This is a genomic window from Streptomyces sp. NPDC107581 (assembly GCF_055657175.1).
In genome coordinates this window covers 23,458-43,622 of the sequence record NZ_JBVKBH010000013.1, presented here as the reverse complement: position 1 = coordinate 43,622, position 20,165 = coordinate 23,458, and the positions used below count along the sequence as shown (strand labels likewise).

Genomic DNA, 20,165 nt, shown 5'->3' with positions numbered 1-20,165 from the left:
CGGGACGCGGCTCCACACGGATGGGTGCCCGGCGCGGTTCGGAGGAGGAGAGAAAGTGGCAACACCCCCAGGCGGTTCGTCTTCGGGCAACTGGTCGTACGGCCCTGCCCAGGGCGACGGTTCGCCGAACCGGTACAACTTCCCCTCCGCCCCGAGCCACCGGCAGCCGTACGCGCCGCAGGGTCCCGGCCCTTCGCCGTACGACCAGCCGGCGGCGCCGCGTATCCAGCCGGTACAGCCCCAGCGCCGCCCCGAGCCGGCGCCGGCTGCCAACAACCCCCTGGTGCGTCCGTACGCCATGACCGGCGGCCGGACTCGCCCGCGCTACCAGCTCGCCATCGAGGCACTGGTGCACACCACCGCCGCTCCGCATCAGATGCAGGGCCAGCTGCCCGAGCATCAGCGGATCTGCAACCTGTGCCGGGAGATCAAGTCGGTCGCCGAGATCTCGGCGCTGCTGACCATCCCCCTCGGCGTGGCCAGGATCCTCGTCGCCGACTTGGCGGAAGCGGGCCTGGTCGCCATCCATCAGCCCGGCGGCGACGAGAACGCCGGTGGCCAGCCAGACGTGACACTGCTCGAAAGGGTGCTCAGTGGACTTCGCAAGCTCTAGCGGCGGTCCTTCCCGCTCCACCACCTCCGCGAAAATCGTGGTGGCGGGCGGCTTCGGCGTGGGCAAGACCACGTTCGTCGGCGCCGTCTCGGAGATCAACCCGCTGCGCACAGAGGCCGTCATGACGTCCGCTTCGGCCGGCATCGACGACCTCACCCACACCGGAGACAAGACGACCACCACGGTCGCCATGGACTTCGGCCGTATCACCCTGGACCAGGACCTGATCCTGTACCTCTTCGGTACACCCGGCCAGGACCGCTTCTGGTTCATGTGGGACGACCTGGTCCGCGGCGCCATCGGCGCGATCGTCCTGGTCGACACCCGGCGTCTCGCCGACTGCTTCCCCGCGGTCGACTACTTCGAGAACTCGGGCCTGCCCTTCGTCATCGCCCTCAACGGCTTCGACGGCAACCAGCCGTACAACCCGGACGAGGTGCGCGAGGCGCTGCAGATCGGCCCCGACACCCCGATCATCACGACCGACGCCCGCCACCGCGGGGACGCCAAGTCGGCACTGATCACGCTGGTGGAGCACGCGCTGATGGCGCGTCTGCGGTAGGACGCCCGCACGTCGCGACGACGGCCCCTGACCCGAACCGGGTTCAGGGGCCGCGTCGCGTTCGGCGCAGGGTCGGTGGCCGGCGTCGCCGACGGGCCCGGTTCCGGTTCGCCGGTGATCGGCGTCGCCGACGGCCTGGTCCCGGTTCACTCGTTCGCCGGAGCGCATGGGGGCATGCGGCGGGCGCGCACGCCGAAGCCCCACCCTCCCGCGCGCACGCCAAGGCCCCGCCCTCCGCGAGGAGGAGCGGGGCCCAGGTCGTGCTGAGAGCTCAGTGCCAGCTGTGCGGTGCGCGGAAGCCGGGCTCGCGCTCCAGGCGGCGCCAGCCTGCCTTCGCTCGGCCCCGGTGCGCCGGTGCCGCGGACTGTACGGCCGCGCGGGCCAGGAGGACGGCCGTGATGGCGGCGACTTCCTCCGGGTCTGCGTGGCCCTTCTCGACGCGGATGTCAGGCGTGTTCATGGATGTCAGTCTCCGTGAGAGAGAGGTCCGCGGGGTTGCCGCGGAGGGTCCGCTCGGTTACTGCGGGGGGTTGCCGTGCTTGCGGGACGGCAGGTCGGCGTGCTTGGACTGCAGCATGGCCAGGGACTTGGCCAGGACCTCGCGGGTCTCGGCGGGGTCGATGACGTCGTCGACCAGACCGCGCTCCGCCGCGTAGTACGGGTGCATCAGCTCGGCCTTGTACTCCTTGACCATCTTCTGCCGCATCGCCTCGGGGTCCTCGGCGTCGGCGATCTGACGGCGGAAGATGACGTTGGCCGCGCCCTCCGCGCCCATCACCGCGATCTCGTTGGTGGGCCAGGCGTAGGTGAGGTCGGCGCCGATCGACTGGGAGTCCATGACGATGTAGGCACCTCCGTACGCCTTGCGCAGGATGAGCGAAATCCTCGGCACGGTCGCGTTGCAGTAGGCGTAGAGCAGCTTCGCGCCGTGGCGGATGATTCCGCCGTGCTCCTGGTCGACACCGGGGAGGAACCCCGGTACGTCCAGGAAGGTCACGATCGGGACGTTGAAAGCATCACACATCTGGACAAAGCGTGCAGCTTTTTCGCTCGCCTCGATGTCCAGGACGCCGGCGAGGACCTGGGGCTGGTTGGCGATGATGCCGACCACCTGGCCGTCCACCCGGGCCAGTGCGCAGATGATGTTCCGCGCCCAGCGCTCGTGGACCTCCAGGTACTCCCCGTCGTCGACGATCTCCTCGATGACCTTGGCCATGTCGTACGGCCGGTTGCCGTCCGCCGGGACCAGGTCGAGCAGGACGTCGGAGCGGCGGTCCACCGGGTCGCCGCACTCCACCCGCGGGGGGTTCTCCCGGTTGTTCTGCGGGAGCAGCGAGAGGAGGTAGCGCACCTCGGCGATGCACGTCTCCTCGTCGTCGTAGGCGAAGTGGCACACGCCCGAGGTCTCCGCGTGCACGTCCGCGCCGCCGAGGCCGTTCTGCGTGATCTCCTCGCCCGTCACGGCCTTGACCACGTCCGGGCCCGTGATGAACATCTGGGACGTCTCGCGGACCATGAAGACGAAGTCGGTCAGGGCGGGGCTGTAGGCCGCGCCGCCCGCGCACGGGCCCAGCATCACCGAGATCTGCGGGATGACACCGCTCGCCCGGGTGTTGCGCTGGAAGATGCCGCCGTAGCCGGCGAGCGCGCTGACGCCCTCCTGGATACGGGCGCCCGCGCCGTCGTTCAGGGAGACCAGCGGGGCACCGGCCGCGATGGCCATGTCCATGATCTTGTGGATCTTGGTGGCGTGGGCCTCGCCCAGCGCGCCGCCGAAGATCCGGAAGTCATGCGCGTAGACGAAGACGGTACGGCCCTCGACCGTGCCCCAGCCGGTGATGACACCGTCCGTGTACGGCTTCTTGGCCTCCAGGCCGAAACCGGTCGCCCGGTGCCGGCGCAGCTGCTCGACCTCCTGGAAGGACCCCGGGTCCAGGAGCAGCTCGATGCGCTCCCGCGCCGTCAGCTTGCCCTTGGCGTGCTGCGCCTCGGTCGCCTTCTCGCTGGGGCCCGCCACGGCCTGCGCACGGATCTCGTGCAGCTCGGCGACCCGCCCGCGCGCGTCCGTCGGCTCACCGGTCGGCTCACCCGTCGTCTCTTCCAAAACGGTCATGTAGCGACCTTACGAAGGACACCAAGGAATGCGAGACGTCGACTCCGTACAGTCTCCAGCCCGTTTTCCTGGTGCCACTGAACAGAACCAGAACCGCATGCAGCCGTTCCGACTGCTCAGAGGCCGCCGGTGTTGTAGGAGGGCCACAAAGCCGTCACCTGAGAGCCACCTCACATTCGTGGGTGGCACATGCCATCCCTGGAGTGACACGCAGCCTCAGACGGCCCCTTGCGGAGAGGATTTCGACGGTGTCGTCGGCTCGCACGATGGAGCGCACCGCACGGTCCCAGACGATCTCCAGCGGCACGCCCGTGCGGGGCGGCTCGCTCACGCACAGGGTAGCGGTTCGGCCCCGGCGCCGGACGAGCACACCGGCGGGCCCGGAGGCGGCCAGACCACCCGCTTCTCCGGCCTCCCAGAAATTGGCGGCGGTCAGGCCGCAGGCGGGGACGGCCACGGCCTGGCGGCGGGCGTCATTGGCGAGGACGCACAGCCAGTGGCGGTCGGCGGCGCGTGCCGCGACCTCGGCACGGGAGGCGCCGGGCAGCAGCACGTAGACGTACCCGGCGCCGTCCGGGTCGGTGCCGTGGTCGAGCCAGAGGGTCTGCCAGCGGCGGGTGCGCCGCTCGTCCGTGCTGGTGGTGTTGATGTCGGACCAGGCGCCGGTGCGGTCCTCACGCAGGGTGCGCAGGGTGCCGCCGCGGGGCAGGAGCCAGCCGCCGTGGTCCTCCAGGTGGGCCCAGCCGGGGCCGCGGACGAAGGCCTGGGTGCCGCTCTCGCCGAGGTTGCGGTTGTCCACGACCGTCTCGACCGGGACGCCGTCGGTGCAGCTGATCCCGGCGCCGAGGCAGACGATCGCGTCGGCGAGGAAGAACCAGGACTTGCGGGCCCGGAGGGTCGAGCCGAGCCCCTTGAGGTGCTGGCCCACGACCGCGTAGGTGCCGTCGGTGGTGCCGCCGACCCAGCGGACGTCCGGCCTGGGGGCGCCCCACTCGCCGCCGGCCCGGTCGGCGAGGCGCCTGGTGGAGACGGTGGTGCCCGGGAGCCGGTACCAGTCGACCGTCGGCCAGAACCAGTCCGTGTACTGGTCGCTGCGGCCCCTGGGCCACCAGTACAGCATTCCGGAGCCGGTGTGCCAGCCGCGCGGGTTCTCGCCGTTGCCGCACTCGTAGTGCGCGATGCGGTCACTGGCCATGGAGAGCGCGGCGGTGAAGCGGGGGCTGCGGTGCACGGCCCGGTCCATGGCCGGGAAGAGGCGGTGGCCGAGGGTTTCCGGGACTGCGGGTACGGGTGCGGAGGCGATCGTGTGCAGCCGGGCAAGGTCGGCCACCGCGAGCTGACCGGACGTCAGGACCGGTGTCACGGTGTCCCGTTCGATCCAGCCCTTGATCCGGCCGTGCCAGCGTTCGCGTTCCGCCGCGCTCGCGCCGTCCGCGAGCAGGGCGACGGCCGCGATCAGGGCCTGGCCGTGGTAGTGGTCGCTGCGCATGAGGTGCAGGTCGTCCTCGCGGAGGTAACCCCGGCTGACGGCACGGCCGTTGACACAGTCCATCACCAGTCCGTCGTGCACCAGCGGGGCGTAGCCGCGCTCGATGCCGTCGAGGACGTTCTGCCGGGCCGGGTCGGTGACGGCCCAGCCGGATCCGGCGAGCAGGGCGAAGAGCCGGCCGAGCCCGTCCAGCAGGACCTGGCCGTAGGTCCCGGAGTACGCGACCGAGGTGTGCTGGACGAAGGAGCCGTCGGCATAGAGCCCGTCGCCCCGGGTGACGTACGGGAAGACCGGCGAGAGGGCGTCCCGGGCGAGCGCGATGCGGTCGCCGGCCCGGCCGAGGATGCCGCGCAGTGCGACGGACCGGCACAGGTCGACGCGGTTGGCGCCGGTGGAGGTGCCGGAGTAGTCGGTGAGCATCGCGTCGGGGATGAAGTGGTCGACGGCCGCACAGGCCGAGGCGATGCGGTCCTCGCCGAGGTGGTCGTGGAGGGCGGCCGTGATGTCCATGAGGAGCCGGGGGCTGCCGATCTGCCACTCCCACCAGTTGCCGTAGCGGGCGGTGGCGGGGTTGTAGACGGTGGCGCGGAGGTGGTCGAGCCCGCGCACGACGGCGGCCAGGAGGCTGCCGTCCCCGGTGACGCCGGTGCCGGGCTGGACGTGGGCCTGGGTCATGGTCCACAGGCGGTCGTAGCTGAGGGTGATGCCGGAGGGCGGGTCGAAGGGCCGGCCGGGCCAGAGCGAGTCCGGGCCCGGGGCCATGGTGGCCCGGAACTCCCGGGCCAGCGCGCCGAGTCGGGCGAGCCGCGAGGCGTACGGCTCGGCGGTGGCGTCGTAGCCGGTGCCGAGCGCCAGGTCCAGCCAGCGGCGGCGCAGGGAGTCGTAGGGATCGGCCGAGGCCGCGCGGCCCCTGACGGTCCTGGCGTCACGGGAGGCCCGGAGGACGGGGCCGGCCGCGAGGGCGGTGGCCAGCAGGAGCCGGCGCCGGGTCGGTCCGGTCGGGTCCATGTCGTCGGCCACCGCCCCCCGTTCAGCAGCCGCCGCAGTTGTAGTAGAGGGCGTCCCAGTGGCTGCCCTCGTCGGCGTAGACGTTGCCGGATCCGGACTGCCACTGCGGGTAGCCGTCGCCGCGCAGGCCGATGTAGGTGAAGTTGTTCTTGATGTACGACGTGATGCAGGTGTTCTTGCCGTAGTCGAGCTTGTAGCCGTTCCAGTGGGAGTAGGTGCCGGAGGCGTGGCCGGTCTCGGTGCCGCCGGTGATGTTGAGGGCGCAGCCGCTCGCCCGCTTGAGGGTCTGGGCGCCCTGGGCGGTGGCGAGGTTCAGCTGGTCGAAGGATGTGCAGATGGAGTTGTTCCGGTCGGAGCAGTTGCCCGAGGACGACCAGGTGATGCCGGCGTCGCGGAACATCTGGGTGGCGGTCGCGTGGCTGATCTTGGTGACGGCGAAGGCGTCGGTGGCGCTGCCGACGACGGCGATGCCGGGGGCGACGACGAGGGCGAGGGCGGTCAGGACGGAGCGGACCTTCGTGGCCTTCGTGGCCTTCATGGGGACCCTTCCTGCGGTCGGCCGTGCTTCTTGTGGGTCGGCTGTGCAGGTGGTGCAGGGAGATGGTGCCCGAGCTCCGTGCGGGTTCGCCAGAGGGCACACATGGTCACTCTCCGCTATCGTGACAACACATTGCGGATGATGTTGAAAACCGTACGGAATAGGTCTACGGTCGAGAGCGTTCACTTCGTTGAACGTTAAACAGAAAGCTTCGCGGCTTCGGTGACAGCCGGCCGCGTCCGTCCCAAGGAGCACGTCATGGGCATTTTCGGCCGTAAGGAAAACACCTCCTCCCCCGCCTCGGCGCCGGCCGCCGCCAGCCCCGAACTGGCCGCGCTGACCGGTGAGTACACGCTCGACCCGGCCCACACCACGATCGGCTTCGTCGCCCGCCACGCGATGGTGACCAACGTCAAGGGCAGCTTTCACGACTTCACCGGCACACTGCACCTGGACGGCGCGGACCCCGCCGGCTCCACCGCCACCATCGATGTGCAGATGGACAGCGTCGACACCGGCAACGCCGACCGTGACGGCCACCTGAAGTCCGCCGACTTCTTCAAGACCGACGAGTTCCCGGCCATGACCTTCCGCTCCACCAAGGCGGAGGCCCTGGGCGGCGACGAGTACCGCCTCACCGGCGACCTCTCCATCCTCGGCGTGACCAGGCCGCTCACCATCGACCTGGAGTTCAACGGCTCCGCCAAGGACCCGTTCGGCAATGAGCGCGTCGGCTTCGAGGGCAAGGCCGAGATCATGCGCTCCGACTGGGGCCTTACCTGGAACGCGGCCCTGGAGACCGGCGGCTTCCTGGTCTCCGACAAGATCAAGCTGAGCTTCGACATCTCGGCGATCAAGAACGCGTGAGTCCCGGCGGTCCGCCGGGGCCGCCACGCCCGCGCCCCGGGTGCGCCCGCCCGCCGCTCCCCCGCAAAAGGGAGGGCGGGCGCTCGTGCGTGCATGCCAGGATGGCCCGGTGACATCGTCCTCGGAGCGGTACGAGCGGTACCGCCAGACCGACTGGGTCCACCTCGCCTCCTACCCGAACCTGCCGGGGTGCCCCCGCCCGGGCTCCGTTCTGCTCGGTTGACTGCGCGCACGCGGCATCGACTGGATGCCGTTCGCGGAGCACGAGATACGGATCGACCTGATGTGCCGGACGGACGAGGAGCGGCACTGGCACGGCACGTTCGGACTGAACGTGGACGCGCGGGCGCTGTGGCGCCTCGGACTGCACCCCGCCCAGCCGACCTCGGTCGTCGACGGGCCCTCCCCGCCCGCCTGGTGGCATGCCGCCGGTGAGCGCTACGCCGCCCGTTCCGCGGTACGCCGACGCCACGACGGCCGCTGAACCGGCAACAGGTACCAGGACGCCCCGACCGACAGGAGCGCACCCACGGCGATCCCGGCCAGCCGGGTGGGCAGCAGGCCTGCCGCGTCCTGGCCGAACCAGCCGAGGAGGAGGGAGAGGGCGGTCGTCATGCCGGCCGCCCAGTAGGCGTAGTTGAGCGGGCGCAGCCACAGCGCCACGGCCAGCACGGCGAACATGACCGCCACCGCCGTACGGCCGGTGATGCCGACGGCCGCGACGCCCGTGGCGAGCAGGGTGCCGGCACAGGCCCCGAGGAGACGCTCGACTCCCTTGCGCAGGACGTCGGTACGGCCGCGGTTGCCGCTCACCACGACATAGGCCGTGAGGACCGGCCAGGGCCAGTGGTCGTCGAAGAGCAGCCGTCCGAGGGCGAAGGACGCGGCCACTCCCACCGCCGTCTGGACGGCCATGCGGGTGCTGGGGCGCGGGTGCAGCCGGGATGCGCGCCGGGGCCGCACCGGGTCCGCCGCGGCGGGCCGGGGCCCGCAGGCGTCGGCCAGCGTCTGGACCAGACAGACGGACGACCACGCCAGCACGCCGATCAGGGCCGACCAGGCCCAGTTCACTAGCGCGTGCCGGGCGTCCGGCGGCAGAGCCGGCCCCGGAACGATCAGCAGCGCCACCAGCGGGAGCGTGATCAGGGTGCCCGCCCTGGTCGCGGCGGGGCCGTAGCGGCGGATCCAGACGGCCAGGGAGAGGGCGGCGGTGAAGACGGCCGCGCCGAGCCAGTAGTGGGCCGCGAGCAGACGGCCGGCCAGGGCGCAGACCGCTGCCACGGCCGGCAGCAGGACCAGGGCCGTCAGGCGGTCGCGCCACTCGGCCGTGCGCTGCGTCCGCGCCAGCGTCACCGTCAGGACCACCGCGAGGACGACCGAGTCCGTGTGCAGTCCGGCCGCGCCCTCCAGCCACAGGGCGATCGACCAGGACAGCAGAACGGCCGTCATCGTGACGGCAGATTCGTAAGCGTTGCGTATCAGCTTGTCGGCCACTACCCCAGAATATGGGGCAGATGAGATCTGCAGAAGTACGCATCACGTACCATCATGAACTATGGATCACCTTTCCGAGGCCGCCCGTCTCCGGCGTGGTGCCGTCCGGCTGAACCGGCGCCTGAGGCAGGAGCGCGGGGACGGGAGTCTCAGTCCCAACCAGCTCGCCGTGCTCGGGCATCTGCACCGGCACGGGCCGGCGACGCCCGGCGAGATCGCGGCCGAGGAGCGGCAGCGGCCGCAGTCGCTCACCCGGGTCTTCGCGGAGCTGGAGGCGGAGGGCCTGATCGCGCGGGAGACGGGCACGGTGGACCGGCGTCGGTCCGTCCTCACCCTCACCGAGCCGGGGCGGCGGGCGCTGGAGCGGGACATGGCCGAGCGGGACGCGTGGCTGGCCGAGGCGCTGGGCGCGCTCGGCGAGACGGAGCGCGGGGTGCTGGCGCTGGCGGCGACGCTGATGGAACGGCTGGCGCTGATGGAAGGGCCGTCGCTGATGGATCGGCCGAGGACGATGGAACGGCCGGCGACGGCGGAACGGCCGGCGACAGCGGAACGGCCGACGACGGCGGATGCGCCCGGGCAGCAGGACTGACGGGCCTCAGAAGCCCCCGCCGAAGTCCCCGCCGCCGCCTCCGCCCCCGTCGAAGCCTCCGCCGTCGCCGAAGCCGCCCCCGAAGTCCCCGGGGTCGAAGTCCGCGCCCGACACGTCTCCGCCCTGGTATCCGCCGCTGCCGAAGTCGCCGTATCCGGTGCCGTAGTCGGCCGCGTAGGACGGGGTGGACATGACGCCGCCGAGCAGGGTGCCCACGAGCAGGCCGGGCAGGATGCCGCCGCCGAAGTAGCCTCCGGCCCAGGGGCCGTAGGCGGGACCCGCGTCCCAGTAGGGGCGGCGGCCGTAATCGGTGTCGACCTCTCGGATCACCGGGTCGCGGCCGTCGGCCAGCCGGGTGGCGTCGGCCGCGCAGACCGGGACCTCACGCGGGGCGCCGGCGGGCGGGGCCCAGGCGGCGTCGGTGACCGAGGGGCCGTGGCGCGGGTCGAAGAAGCAGGGCGGGCGGCGTTCCGGCAGGGGGCGGCCCGTGCGGCGGGCGGCGAGCTGGGCGAGGGAGAAACGGCCGTCCTCCAGGGCCTCGGTGACCGCGCGGACGTCCTCGGGCCTGCGCGCGTCGGCCATGTACTGCTTCGCCTTCTCGTAGGCGTCCAGGGCCCGCTCGTAGTCCGCGCGCATGGCGTCGTCGGCGCCCGCCTCGGCCGGGTGGAAGTCCAGCCGGTCGAGTTCCTCGCCGAAGGCGGTGATGTCCTCGTCCACGACGACCCGCAGCCGTTCCAGGGCCGCCCGCTGTTCCTCGGCGCGCCGGTGGCGGCTGCGGCGGACCAGCGCGTAGGCGCCCGCCCCGCCGGCCACCAGCACCGCGCCGACGGCGATGAGCGCCGTGCCGGACACCCCGCTGCCCGAGCCGGAGGAGCCCCAGGAGGAAGGGGCGTGGCCGCCCATGTTGGCCAGGGCGCGGTCGGTGAAGTCGGTGAGCTGTGTCTTGGCGTTCTCGCCCTGGACGCCGGCGACGAGGTTCTGCACGGCGTTGTGCGAGAGGACCGAGGCATCGGCGCGGGCGTCGAAGCGGTCGCCGAGGCGGATGGCGTACAGGCCGGTGACGCCGGTGGCCGTGCGCAGCACGGAGAAGAGGTTCTGCGTGGGGTAGCCGGCGGGCAGGACGGCGATGAACAGGGGTTTGTTCGCGCCCTTGATCTGCTGCGCGAGCGTGCCCGCATCGGCGGCCGACAGCTGCGCGGAGGCCGCCGGGTCGACGTAGACCGGACTCTTGCGCAGGGCATCGGCGATCGCGGAGACGCTGGTGGCCGCCGTCGCGCCGGGTGTCAGCGCCGTCACGATCACGAGCGTCAGGGCGGCCAGCAGCAGTGCCGGGAGGCTTCGGGTCCGCAGGACGGCCTTCATCCTTCGAAGCTACCCGAAGCCTCCCAAAATGGTTCATCCATATCTATCGGTGCACCGAAGCCCATCGGTCCGCCGGGACCTTTCGGTCCGCCGAGATCCTTCGGTCCACCGGGGTCCTTCTCGGTCCGCCGGGATCCTTCGGTCCACCGGGATCCTTCGGTCCGCCGGGATTCTTCTCGGTCCACCAGGACCCTTCGGTCCACCGAGCGGATGGATTCCCACGGCCCTGTCCGGCCCACGGATTTCACGCGGCCGTGTCCCGGCGGACCGAGTCCTGCGGCCGTGTCCCGGCGGACCGGTTCACGCGGCCCGGTAGGCCTCCGTCAGCTTCTGCACCGCCTTCCCGTACCTGCCGGTCAGCAGAAGGTGGTCGGCGTCGGCGAACGGTGCGGCCACCGCCTGTGTGATCCGCTGCCCGGCCTTCTGCTGGACGATCAGCCGCGCCTTGGCGACCAGTTCCCGTCCGGCCCGGTCGTCGCCCGCCCGTTCGGCCGCCGCTGCCGCCGCGCCGAGCGCCCGCAGCGTCGCCGCGCCGCCCCGCGGGACCCGGGAGAGGGTGGTCAGGCCCCAGCCGTAGGGGAACTGGGGGTCGTACGACGCATCGCCGACGTTGATCGGCAGCTGGGCCTCGGACCTGGGCCAGGTGACGGGGAGCTGCCCGGTGAAGGGCCGGGAGCCGTAGAGGACGTCGGCGACACCCTCTCCCTCGGTGCCGGGCAGCCAGGAGGCCACGAGCGCGTCGATCTCGTCCAGCCGGTCGCCGATCAGCTGCGGCCGCCCTGAGACGACCAGCACGACGCACTTCATCGCCGCGCACACCTTGTCCACGGCGGCCTGGTCGGCGGCCGACAGCCGGAGGGTGTGACCGTTGCCGACATCGCCCACGCCCTCGGCGTACGGGGTCTCGCCGACGACGACCACTCCGGCGTCGTAGCCACCGGTCGGTGCGGAGGCGTCCTTGGAGTAGGTGACGTTGCCGCCCGCCTCGCGCATGCCCTGGAGGATGGTCGTGCCCGGTGCGGTGTTCCCGGAGGAGCCCTGCCAGGTGAGGGTCCAGCCGCCGGTCTGGTTGCCGATGTCGTCGGCGTTGGACCCGGCGACGTACACCTTCTGGCTCTTCTTCAGGGGCAGCAGTCCGCCGGTGTTCTTCAGCAGCACCTGCGACTCGGCGGCCGCCTGCCGGGCCACGGCCCGGTGCGCCGGGGAGCCGATCCGCGCGGCGCCGGACGTGTCGGCGTACGGGTGCTCGAAGAGGCCCAGCCGGAACTTCTGGGTGAGGATGCGGGAGACGGCGTCGTCGATCCGCCGCTCGCTGATCCGTCCGGCCTTCACCTCGTCGATGAGCGTGCTGGTGAAGTCCTTGTAGGTGTACGGCACCATCATCATGTCGACGCCCGCGTTCACCGAGGTGCGGACGTGGGACGCGTAGTCGCCGGGCAGCTGGTCGATGGCGTTCCAGTCGCTGATGACGAAGCCGTCGAAGCCCATCCGGCCCTTGAGGACACCGTTGATCATGTCGGCCCTCGCGTGCATCTTCACCGGGCCCTGCCCGTCACCGAGCACGTCCAGGGAGGAGTACGACGGCATGACCGTACCGATGCCCCGGTCCACGGCGGTCCGGTACGGCGCCAGGTGGACGGCCTCCAGCTGCTGCCGGGTCACCCGGGTGACGCCCTGGTCGGTCGTGTACGTCCCGGTGGTCGAGGAGCCGTACGCGGTGCCGCCGTCGCCGACGAAGTGCTTGGCGGTGGCGAGAACCTTGTCGTCGCGGCTCAGGTCCTTGCCGTTCGCACGGCCCTGGAGGCCCTGGATGATCGTCTCCATGGACTGGACGAGGGCCGGGTCCTCGCCGAAGGACTCGTAGGAGCGGCCCCAGCGTTCGTCGCGGCTCACGCACAGACAGGGCGCGAAGTCCCAGGGGATGCCGGTGGCCCGCACCTCGGCCGCCGTCACCGCGCCCGTCCTCCCGGCGAGTTGCGGGTCGCGGGTGGCGCCGATGCCGATGTTGTGCGGCATGATCGTGGCGCCGGCCAGGTTGTTGTGGCCGTGGACCGCGTCGACGCCGTAGATCAGCGGGATCTGGAGGCGGGTCGCCCGCGTGCGCAGCTGGAAGCCGTCGATCATCTTCGCCCACGCCTCGGGGGTGTTGGGCGTGGGGGTCGAGCCGCCTCCGGACAGCAGCGAGCCGAGCGCATAGCCGGAGATGTCGCCCTGGTCCGTCAGGGCGGCGCGCTCGGCCTGGGTCATCTGGCCGGCCTTCTCCGCCAGGGACATGCGGGACAGCAGGTCGGCGACGCGCTTGCGCACGGGCAGCCCGGCGTCCAGGTACGGCAGTCCGTGCGCGTCGATGACGACCTGCGGGGTCTCGGCGGGGGCCTTGGCGCCGGTGACCGTGAGCTTCAGGGGGATCGTCCTGGCGGTCGCGGGGCCGGCGTTCTTCAGCGTCGGCAGCCGGATCCTCCGCGTGGCGCCGGACGCCGTGCCGGCCGGGAAGGTGAGGGTGCCCGAGACCGGGGTGTAGTCCTTGCCGGGGGTCGCGGTGCCGCCGGCCGTCTCGTACCCGACCGTCACGGGCTCGTCGATCGGGGCGGAACCGGTGGTGGCGACGGCGACCCTGACCGTGGCCGTGCCGCCCGCCTCGACCGGGTGGACGGCCGCGTCCGTGGTGACGGAGGCGCGCAGCGACTGGTCGGCCCTGCCGTACAACTCGACGCCGTCCATGGCGAACCGGCCCTTGGTGCCGGCCGGCAGGGTGACGGCGTACCCCCACATCCCGGTGAGGCCGAGAACGTGGTCGATGCCGCCGACGGGCTGGTAGTCGGTGCGATAGGCGAAGTCGGTGAAGGGGATCTCGATCTGTTTCCAGCCGGTGAAGTCGTCGGTGAAGGACGTCGTCCACAGCTCGGAGGCCTCGCCGTTCGCGCCGCCGTCCTTGATCTCGAAGGCGATCTTCCGGTCGTTGTCCTGGCCGTCCCACCAGAAGCGGACGCCCCGGTGGGCGGACCAGTCGTGGGCGGGCTCGCCGGCGGCGAAGTCGTGGGTGAAGCCGCCGTAGCCGCTGATGTCGTAGCTGCCGGTGAGGACCTTGGCGCCCTCGGGGGCGTCGGCACGGTCGGCGAGCAGGAGGGAAGGCGCATCGTCACTGTCGCCGCCCCAGGTGAAGATGCCCTCGGCGGGCTGGGAGGCGAAGGGGACCTCGCCTTCGAAGCGGTCGACGGGGACGGGGACGGGATCGTCGGCCGCCCGCGAGACGGCGGGCGACAGCAGTGCGGCGAACAGGGTGGCGGCAGCGGCGGAGGCGAGCAGGGCGGTTCTTGGCATGGACCTTCCCTCGGCTCTCTGGTTCACTCGGGCTCTCACAGTTCACTCATGACTTAGATCACGTCGTGAGTTAACTAACGGCTCGCAGACCCGTCAAGACGTCCCGTCAGGAAGGGCTACGCATCCATGAGGAGAACCCCCCGCGCACTCCGGCTGCTGCTGGCCGGACTGCTCTCCGCGGCCGGCATCACCGCGGCCACCGCCCCCGCACACGCCACCGGCGAACAGGTCACCGCCTGGCTCACCACCACCGACGACACCGGCGGGCGCCATGTGGTCCGGGGCCTGCAGGCCCAGACGCCGTTCGCGTTCCAGGCGGGCGCCGGCGGCAGCGGCGAGAACATCACCGTCGACGAGAACACCCGCTACCAGACCTTCACCGGCGGCGGCGCCTCCTTCACCGACACCGCGGCCTGGCTGATGAACAGCAGCGGGGCACTGTCGCAGTCGACGCGGGACGCGACCATGCGCAAGCTGTTCTCGCCGACGGACGGCATCGGGCTGTCGTTCCTGCGCAACCCGATGGGCGCCTCCGACCTGGCGCGGTACGGCTACACGTACGACGACGTGCCCGCCGGCCGGACGGACCCCGCGCTGTCGGAGTTCTCGATCGCGCACGACCTCGCGGACGTCGTGCCGCTGACGAGGCAGGCCCTCCAGCTGAACCCGTCCCTGACCGTGATGGCCTCGCCGTGGACGGCGCCGGCCTGGATGAAGGACAGCGGCTCACTGAACGGGGGCTGGCTGAAGGCGGAGGACTACGGGGCGTACGCCTCCTACTTCGTGAAATACCTCCAGGCCTACGAGGACCAGGGCGTCCACGTCTCGTACGTCACCGCACAGAACGAGCCGACCTGCTGCTCGGGCTATCCGTCGATGAGCTGGAACGCGAGCGGGCTGGCGTACTTCACCAAGAACGAACTCCTGCCGAAGCTGCAGGCGGCGGGCCTCACCGCCAAGGTGCTGGCGCACGACTGGAACTGGGACGTCTACGACTCCTACGCCGCCCAGACCGTGGACGACCCGGCGGTGCGCAACCACCCCAACTTCGGCGGGATCGCCTGGCACGGCTACGGCGGCGACATCGGCAAGCAGACGTCCGTGCACGAGCAGTACCCGGCGCTGGACGCCTTCGGCACCGAGCACTCCGGCGGCACCTGGATCGCCGACCAGCAGCGCGAGGACATGTCCAACATCATCGACTACACGCGCAACTGGGCGAAGTCGGTGACCAAGTGGTCGCTGGCGGTGGACCAGAACATGGGGCCGCACAACGGCGGCTGCGGCACCTGCACCGGGCTGGTCACCGTGCACAACGGGGACGGCGCGAGCGGGAGCGTCGACTACACCGTCGAGTACTACGACATGGGCCATCTGACGAAGTTCGTCCGGCCGGGCGCCGCGCGGATCGCCTCCACGGCGTCCACCGCCGTGCCCAACGTGGCCTGGCGCAACCCGGACGGCAGCAAGGCGCTGATCGCGTACAACGACTCCTCCTCGGCCAGGACCGTCACGATCGACTGGGGTGCGCAGCACGCCACTTACTCGCTGCCCGGGAAGACCTCGGCGACCTTCACCTGGTCCGGCACCCAGTCCGGCGGGGGCGGCCGGAGCGGGAGCTTCGCGGGCCTCGCGGGCAAGTGCCTGGACGTCGCGGGCGGTTCGAGCGCGAACGGCACGGCGGTGCAGCTCTACGACTGCAACGGGAGCGCGGCGCAGCGGTGGACGGTGCAGGCCGACGGGTCCGTGCAGGCGCTCGGCAAGTGCCTGGACGTGACGTCGGGGTCGACGGCGGACGGGGCGAAGGTGCAGGTGTACGACTGCAATGGGAGCGGTGCGCAGCGGTGGTCGTACGACGCGTCCACCGGTGATGTGGTGAACACGGCGGCGGACAAGTGTCTGGACGTGACGGGCAACTCGTCGGCGAACGGGGCCAGGGCGCAGATCTGGTCCTGCACGGGGGCTGCCAACCAGAAGTGGAAGCTCCAGTAACCCCAGACCGCCCCGTTCCCCCCTCCCCCGCCCCCAGGCCACCGCTCCCTACGCCACCCAGGCCACCGCTCCCTACGCCACCCAGAGCACCGTCCTCTACGCCGCCCAGAGCACCGTCCCCTACGCGCCACCTCCACGGGGCTCCGCCCCCTGGCCCCCAACCCCTGCCCACCCACCACTCGACTCGGCAGGCTGGCGGGGGCGGGGGCCGACGGTAGGGGGCGGGGCGGGCAGTCGGTGCGGAACAGGGGAGGGCGGGGCAGGGGCCCGGCGACAGGGGGCGGGGCGGGGCGGGCACTCGGGGCGGAGAGGAGGAGGGCGGGGGGCAGGAGCCCGGCGACAGGCGGCGGGGCGGGGCGGGCACTCGGGGCGGAGACGAGGAGGGCGGGGGGCAGGAGCCCGGCGACAGGCGGCGGGGCGGGGCGGGCACTCGGGGCGGAGGGGGGAGGGTGGGGCAGGGGCCTGGCCACAGGGGGCGGGACCTTCGGGGGGACGGCGCCTTCGGGGGCGGGGCTGAGGGGCGGGGGGCCGCTGGGTGGGGGACGATGAAGGGGTGCGGCAGCCCGCCCGGCGGGTCAGTGAGGGAGCGGGATGATGCGTGAGTTCCTGGTCGAGATCACCACCTCCGGGCGCGAGGGGTCCAGCCAGGAAGAGACCGGGGAGCGGCCGGCCGCGGAGGCCGTCCGTACCCGGGAGCCGGATCCCGCCGGTCGTCCGCCGGAACTCGGCCCGTCCGGTCGCCCGGCACGACTGTGGCACCCAACCGGCGAGAAGCGCGGCATCGGCCTGCACCCGGCCGCCGACGTGCAGAAGCTGCACGAGAACATGACCCGTGCCGGGACCGCCGACAAGCAGAAGCAGCACGAGAACATGACCGGTACCGGCACCGTCGGCGGGCAGGGGCTGTGCGAGAACGTGCCCGGTGCCGGTGGCGTCGGTGGGCCGGGGCTGTGTGGGAGTGTGGTCGGTACGCTTTTGCCGCGGTTCCGGGCGGCCCTCCGTGTCACGGTGTTCGAGCCGCACCCGGGCGGCCCGGGCCGCACCTGACGTTTCCGATCTGGAGTCCGACATGACCACAGCGCGGGACCTGTTGATCGTCACCCTGGACGTCCCGTCCGGCCGGCCCGTGGGGCAGGGCGACCTCTCGCTCGCCCTGGCGGGAGCCGAGCTGGTCGACCTGATCGCCGCCGAGGCCGTCACCCTGGACGACGAGCGCATCGTGCCCGGCCTGGGGCCGGCCACGGGTGACCGGATGCTGGACGCGGCGTCGACGGCGCTCGTCCGGCAGGCGCCGTACGAGTCCGTCGAGGACTGGCTGTGGCGCCGGGGGCGCGGGCTGGCCGCGTCCTACGCCGAAGACCTGGAGGCACAGGAGCGGCCCGCCGGGTCCCGGCACCGCTGGCTGCCCCGCCGGAACTCGGGCGGCGCTCCCGCGGACACTCCGGAGCGCCGGCACGCCGCCGAGCGCTGGGCCGCCCGTGAGCCCGTCCTCGTCGGTCTCGCGGCCGCCCTCGGGATCCCCGAGGACGCGCCGGAACAGGCCCCGGAGGACCTTCCCGGCGACGCGGTGGTCACCGTCCTGGCGGCCGTCAACGGCGCGCTGACGGAGCTGGAGGCCGTACGGCAGCGGCGACGCATCGAGGAGGACGCGTTCGACAACGTCTGGCGTGCCCCCTGAGCCGGATCACTCGGCCGGCTCGACCCCCGCGCGCAGCAGACCGTAGGTGTAGGCGTCCTCCAGGGCCTGCCAGGAGGCGGCGATGACGTTCTCCGCCACGCCGACCGTGGACCACTCGCCCGTGCCGTCGGAGGTGGAGATCAGCACGCGGGTGGTGGAGGACGTGCCGTGCTTGCCCTCCAGGATGCGGACCTTGTAGTCCACCAGCTCCAGCTTGGCGAGCTGCGGGTAGATCTTCTCCAGGGCCACGCGCAGCGACCGGTCCAGGGCGTTGACCGGTCCGTTGCCCTCCGCGGTGGCGACGATCCGCTCGCTCTTGGCCCACAGCTTGACCGTGGCCTCGTTGGCGTGGGTGCCGTCGGGGCGGTCCTCGACGATGGCCCGCCAGGACTCGACCTCGAAGTACTTCAGCGGCCTGCCCTCGGCCTCGGCGCGCAGCAGGAGCTCGAAGGAGGCGTCCGCGGCCTCGTAGGTGTAGCCCTTGAGCTCGCGCTCCTTGACGCGCTCGACCACGCGTCCGACCAGCTCGCGGTCGCCGCCCAGGTCGATGCCGAGTTCCTTGCCCTTCAGCTCGATGGAGGCCCGGCCGGCCATGTCGGAGACCAGCATGCGCATGGTGTTGCCGACCTGCTCGGGGTCGATGTGCTGGTACAGGTCCGGGTCGACCTTGATCGCGGAGGCGTGCAACCCGGCCTTGTGCGCGAAGGCCGAGACGCCGACGTAGGGCTGGTGCGTGGACGGGGTGAGGTTGACGACCTCGGCGATGGCGTGGGAGATGCGGGTCATCTCGCGCAGGTGGCCGTCCGGCAGCACCTTCTTGCCGTACTTGAGCTCCAGGGCCGCGACCACGGGGAAGAGGTTGGCGTTGCCGACCCGCTCGCCGTAGCCGTTCGCCGTGCACTGGACGTGGGTCGCGCCCGCGTCCACCGCGGCCAGCGTGTTCGCGACCGCACAGCCGGTGTCGTCCTGGGCGTGGATGCCGAGCCGGGCGCCGGTGTCGGCGAGGACCGTGGAGACGACCGCCTGGACCTGGGCGGGGAGCATGCCGCCGTTGGTGTCGCAGAGGATCACGACGTCCGCGCCGGCCTCCGCGGCCGTACGGACGACGGACTTCGCGTACTCGGGGTTGGCGCGGTAGCCGTCGAAGAAGTGCTCGCAGTCCACGAACACCCGGCGGCCCTGCTCGCGCAGGTAGGAGACGGTGTCCCGGACCATCTCCAGGTTCTCGTCCAGTGTGGTGCGCAGCGCCAGCTCCACATGCCGGTCGTGCGACTTGGCGACCAGCGTGATCACCGGGGCGCCCGACGCCAGCAGCGCGTTGACCTGCGGGTCCTCGGCGGCCCTGGCGCCGGCGCGGCGGGTGGCGCCGAAGGCGACCAGCTGGGCGTGCCGGAAGGCGATCTCCTGCTGGGCGCGGGCGAAGAACTCGGTGTCCCGCGGGTTCGCGCCGGGCCAGCCGCCCTCGATGAAGCCCACGCCGAAGTCGTCCAGGTGCCGTGCGATGGCGAGCTTGTCCGCGACGGTGAGGTTGATGCCCTCGCGCTGCGCGCCGTCGCGCAGCGTGGTGTCGAAGACGTGGAACGAGTCGTCGAGCTCGCTGGTTGCCGTCTCGGTCATGGTCTCAAGGCTCCTGTTGTGGATCTTCGGTCTTACCGGAATGACCGGCTCCACCGTCCCCCCAATACTCCCTCGCGCTCCGCCTCCGGCTGTGGGTGGGCCGGAAAACGAAAAAACCCCTCGCGGGTGCGAGAGGTCTGCGCGCGGGTCGAGGACGACGGTGGCCACCCGTACCTGGTCGTACGTGTGGTCACTGCGGACCGGCGCGCCTGCTGCCAATAATCATGGCGAACGAGAGCACGGAGGCAGTCTCGCACAGCGCTGCCCCCGGCTCACCGACCGTCTCAGGATGCGGTCGTCAGGCGTCCGGCGTGAGAAGCGTCTCGCCGAGAAACTCCCGGACGTGGGCGATCACTTGCTCCCGGCCCGTGCCGCGCAGACCGATGGCGACATGGATGGAGAAGCCGTCCAGCAGGGCGCGCAGCCGGGCCGCGTAGCGGTCGGCGTCGACCGGGCGGAACTCGCCGCGCGAGACGCCCTCGGCGAGCAGCGCGACCAGGTCGCGGTGCCAGGCGCCCTCGATGCCGGCCTGCCGGTCGCGGGCCACATCGTCGGCGGCAGCGCTCTGCGAGCGGTTCCAGACCTCCAGCCACAGCGTCCAGTGCGGATCGCGATGGCCGTCGGGGACATAGAGGTCGACGTACGCCTCCAGGCGCTCCCGGGCCGAGCCCGGGCGGGTGAGCAGGCGGCTGCGCTCGGCGCCCAGCCGGCCCTCGCTCCACTCCAGGGTCTGCAGCAGCAGCTCGTCCTTGGAGCGGAAGTAGTACAGCAGATGGCCGCTGCTCATCCCGACCTCACGGCCGAGCGCCGCCATGGTGAGCTTCTCCAGACCGCGCTCGGCAATCATGTCCATGGCGGCGACGAGAACCTCCTCGCGCGGCGGCGCGTTCCTGCGCGCTCGGCCCGCACCGGCCATCTG

Annotated in this window: 17 protein-coding genes; 8 read left to right on the top strand and 9 right to left on the bottom strand. The window is 71.8% G+C overall.

The window, feature by feature from the left end; translation table 11 throughout:
* Window positions 1–55: 55 nt before the first annotated feature.
* On the top strand, window positions 56–613 hold the full coding sequence (locus ACZ7P3_RS29395; protein WP_472086227.1) for a DUF742 domain-containing protein: 558 nt from the start codon (window positions 56–58) through the stop codon (window positions 611–613).
* The gene (locus tag ACZ7P3_RS29390) at window positions 594–1,175 is read left to right on the top strand and encodes an ATP/GTP-binding protein (RefSeq protein WP_100828419.1); all 582 of its coding nucleotides are present in this window, start codon (window positions 594–596) and stop codon (window positions 1,173–1,175) included. Before ACZ7P3_RS29395 ends, ACZ7P3_RS29390 begins: the two co-directional genes overlap by 20 nt.
* Window positions 1,176–1,446: 271 nt before the next feature.
* Here the strand turns inward: ACZ7P3_RS29390 and ACZ7P3_RS29385 are convergent, their stop codons facing one another.
* The 4 genes from ACZ7P3_RS29385 to ACZ7P3_RS29370 form a co-directional block, all read right to left on the bottom strand.
* Entirely contained in the window at window positions 1,447–1,635 is a 189-nt protein-coding gene (locus ACZ7P3_RS29385) for an acyl-CoA carboxylase subunit epsilon (RefSeq protein ID WP_472086225.1), read from the bottom strand.
* Window positions 1,636–1,692: 57 nt separating this feature from the next.
* Window positions 1,693–3,288, bottom strand: coding sequence for an acyl-CoA carboxylase subunit beta (locus ACZ7P3_RS29380; protein WP_472086224.1), 1,596 nt, complete (start codon window positions 3,286–3,288; stop codon window positions 1,693–1,695).
* Window positions 3,289–3,442: 154 nt separating this feature from the next.
* The gene (locus ACZ7P3_RS29375; RefSeq protein WP_472086494.1) at window positions 3,443–5,785 is read right to left on the bottom strand and encodes a polysaccharide lyase 8 family protein; all 2,343 of its coding nucleotides are present in this window, start codon (window positions 5,783–5,785) and stop codon (window positions 3,443–3,445) included.
* A gap of 22 nt (window positions 5,786–5,807) precedes the next feature.
* Entirely contained in the window at window positions 5,808–6,323 is a 516-nt protein-coding gene (locus ACZ7P3_RS29370) for a hypothetical protein (RefSeq protein WP_472086223.1), read from the bottom strand.
* Window positions 6,324–6,581: 258 nt separating this feature from the next.
* Here ACZ7P3_RS29370 and ACZ7P3_RS29365 point away from each other — a divergent pair, with 258 nt between their 5' ends.
* Both ACZ7P3_RS29365 and ACZ7P3_RS29360 read left to right on the top strand, forming a co-directional pair.
* Window positions 6,582–7,190: a YceI family protein gene (locus ACZ7P3_RS29365; RefSeq protein WP_472086222.1), complete on the top strand. Its 609-nt coding sequence runs from the start codon at window positions 6,582–6,584 to the stop codon at window positions 7,188–7,190.
* A 247-nt stretch (window positions 7,191–7,437) separates the two neighbouring features.
* Complete coding sequence (locus ACZ7P3_RS29360; protein ID WP_472086221.1) at window positions 7,438–7,674, top strand: hypothetical protein; 237 nt, start codon at window positions 7,438–7,440, stop codon at window positions 7,672–7,674.
* Here ACZ7P3_RS29360 and ACZ7P3_RS29355 read toward each other — a convergent pair.
* Window positions 7,629–8,684, bottom strand: coding sequence for an FUSC family protein (locus ACZ7P3_RS29355; RefSeq protein WP_472086219.1), 1,056 nt, complete (start codon window positions 8,682–8,684; stop codon window positions 7,629–7,631). The two genes, ACZ7P3_RS29360 and ACZ7P3_RS29355, sit on opposite strands and share 46 nt — an antisense overlap.
* A gap of 61 nt (window positions 8,685–8,745) precedes the next feature.
* Here ACZ7P3_RS29355 and ACZ7P3_RS29350 point away from each other — a divergent pair, with 61 nt between their 5' ends.
* Window positions 8,746–9,276 (top strand): MarR family winged helix-turn-helix transcriptional regulator, encoded by a 531-nt coding sequence (locus tag ACZ7P3_RS29350; protein WP_472086218.1) that lies wholly within the window; start codon window positions 8,746–8,748, stop codon window positions 9,274–9,276.
* Window positions 9,277–9,282: 6 nt separating this feature from the next.
* Here ACZ7P3_RS29350 and ACZ7P3_RS29345 read toward each other — a convergent pair whose 3' ends face one another.
* Window positions 9,283–10,638 carry a hypothetical protein gene (locus tag ACZ7P3_RS29345; protein ID WP_472086217.1) on the bottom strand — a complete coding sequence of 452 codons (1,356 nt, stop codon included), beginning with the start codon at window positions 10,636–10,638 and terminating at the stop codon, window positions 9,283–9,285.
* A gap of 300 nt (window positions 10,639–10,938) precedes the next feature.
* Entirely contained in the window at window positions 10,939–13,959 is a 3,021-nt protein-coding gene (locus ACZ7P3_RS29340; RefSeq protein ID WP_472086216.1) for a glycoside hydrolase family 3 N-terminal domain-containing protein, read from the bottom strand.
* A 126-nt stretch (window positions 13,960–14,085) separates the two neighbouring features.
* Between ACZ7P3_RS29340 and ACZ7P3_RS29335 the strand changes: the two genes are divergently transcribed.
* From ACZ7P3_RS29335 to ACZ7P3_RS29325, 3 genes are all read left to right on the top strand, one after another.
* Complete coding sequence (locus tag ACZ7P3_RS29335) at window positions 14,086–15,951, top strand: lectin (RefSeq protein ID WP_472086215.1); 1,866 nt, start codon at window positions 14,086–14,088, stop codon at window positions 15,949–15,951.
* Between the two features lie 591 nt (window positions 15,952–16,542).
* The gene (locus ACZ7P3_RS29330; RefSeq protein WP_472086214.1) at window positions 16,543–16,998 is read left to right on the top strand and encodes a hypothetical protein; all 456 of its coding nucleotides are present in this window, start codon (window positions 16,543–16,545) and stop codon (window positions 16,996–16,998) included.
* Window positions 16,999–17,020: 22 nt separating this feature from the next.
* A complete protein-coding gene (locus ACZ7P3_RS29325; protein ID WP_472086213.1) occupies window positions 17,021–17,629 on the top strand; it encodes a GOLPH3/VPS74 family protein in 609 nt (202 codons plus the stop codon).
* A 6-nt stretch (window positions 17,630–17,635) separates the two neighbouring features.
* On the opposite strand, the gene cimA is transcribed toward ACZ7P3_RS29325, so the two are convergent.
* Both cimA and ACZ7P3_RS29315 read right to left on the bottom strand, forming a co-directional pair.
* Complete coding sequence (gene cimA, locus ACZ7P3_RS29320; RefSeq protein ID WP_472086212.1) at window positions 17,636–19,246, bottom strand: citramalate synthase; 1,611 nt, start codon at window positions 19,244–19,246, stop codon at window positions 17,636–17,638.
* Window positions 19,247–19,544: 298 nt separating this feature from the next.
* Complete coding sequence (locus ACZ7P3_RS29315; RefSeq protein WP_472086211.1) at window positions 19,545–20,162, bottom strand: TetR/AcrR family transcriptional regulator; 618 nt, start codon at window positions 20,160–20,162, stop codon at window positions 19,545–19,547.
* Between the last annotated feature and the right edge of the window lie 3 nt (window positions 20,163–20,165).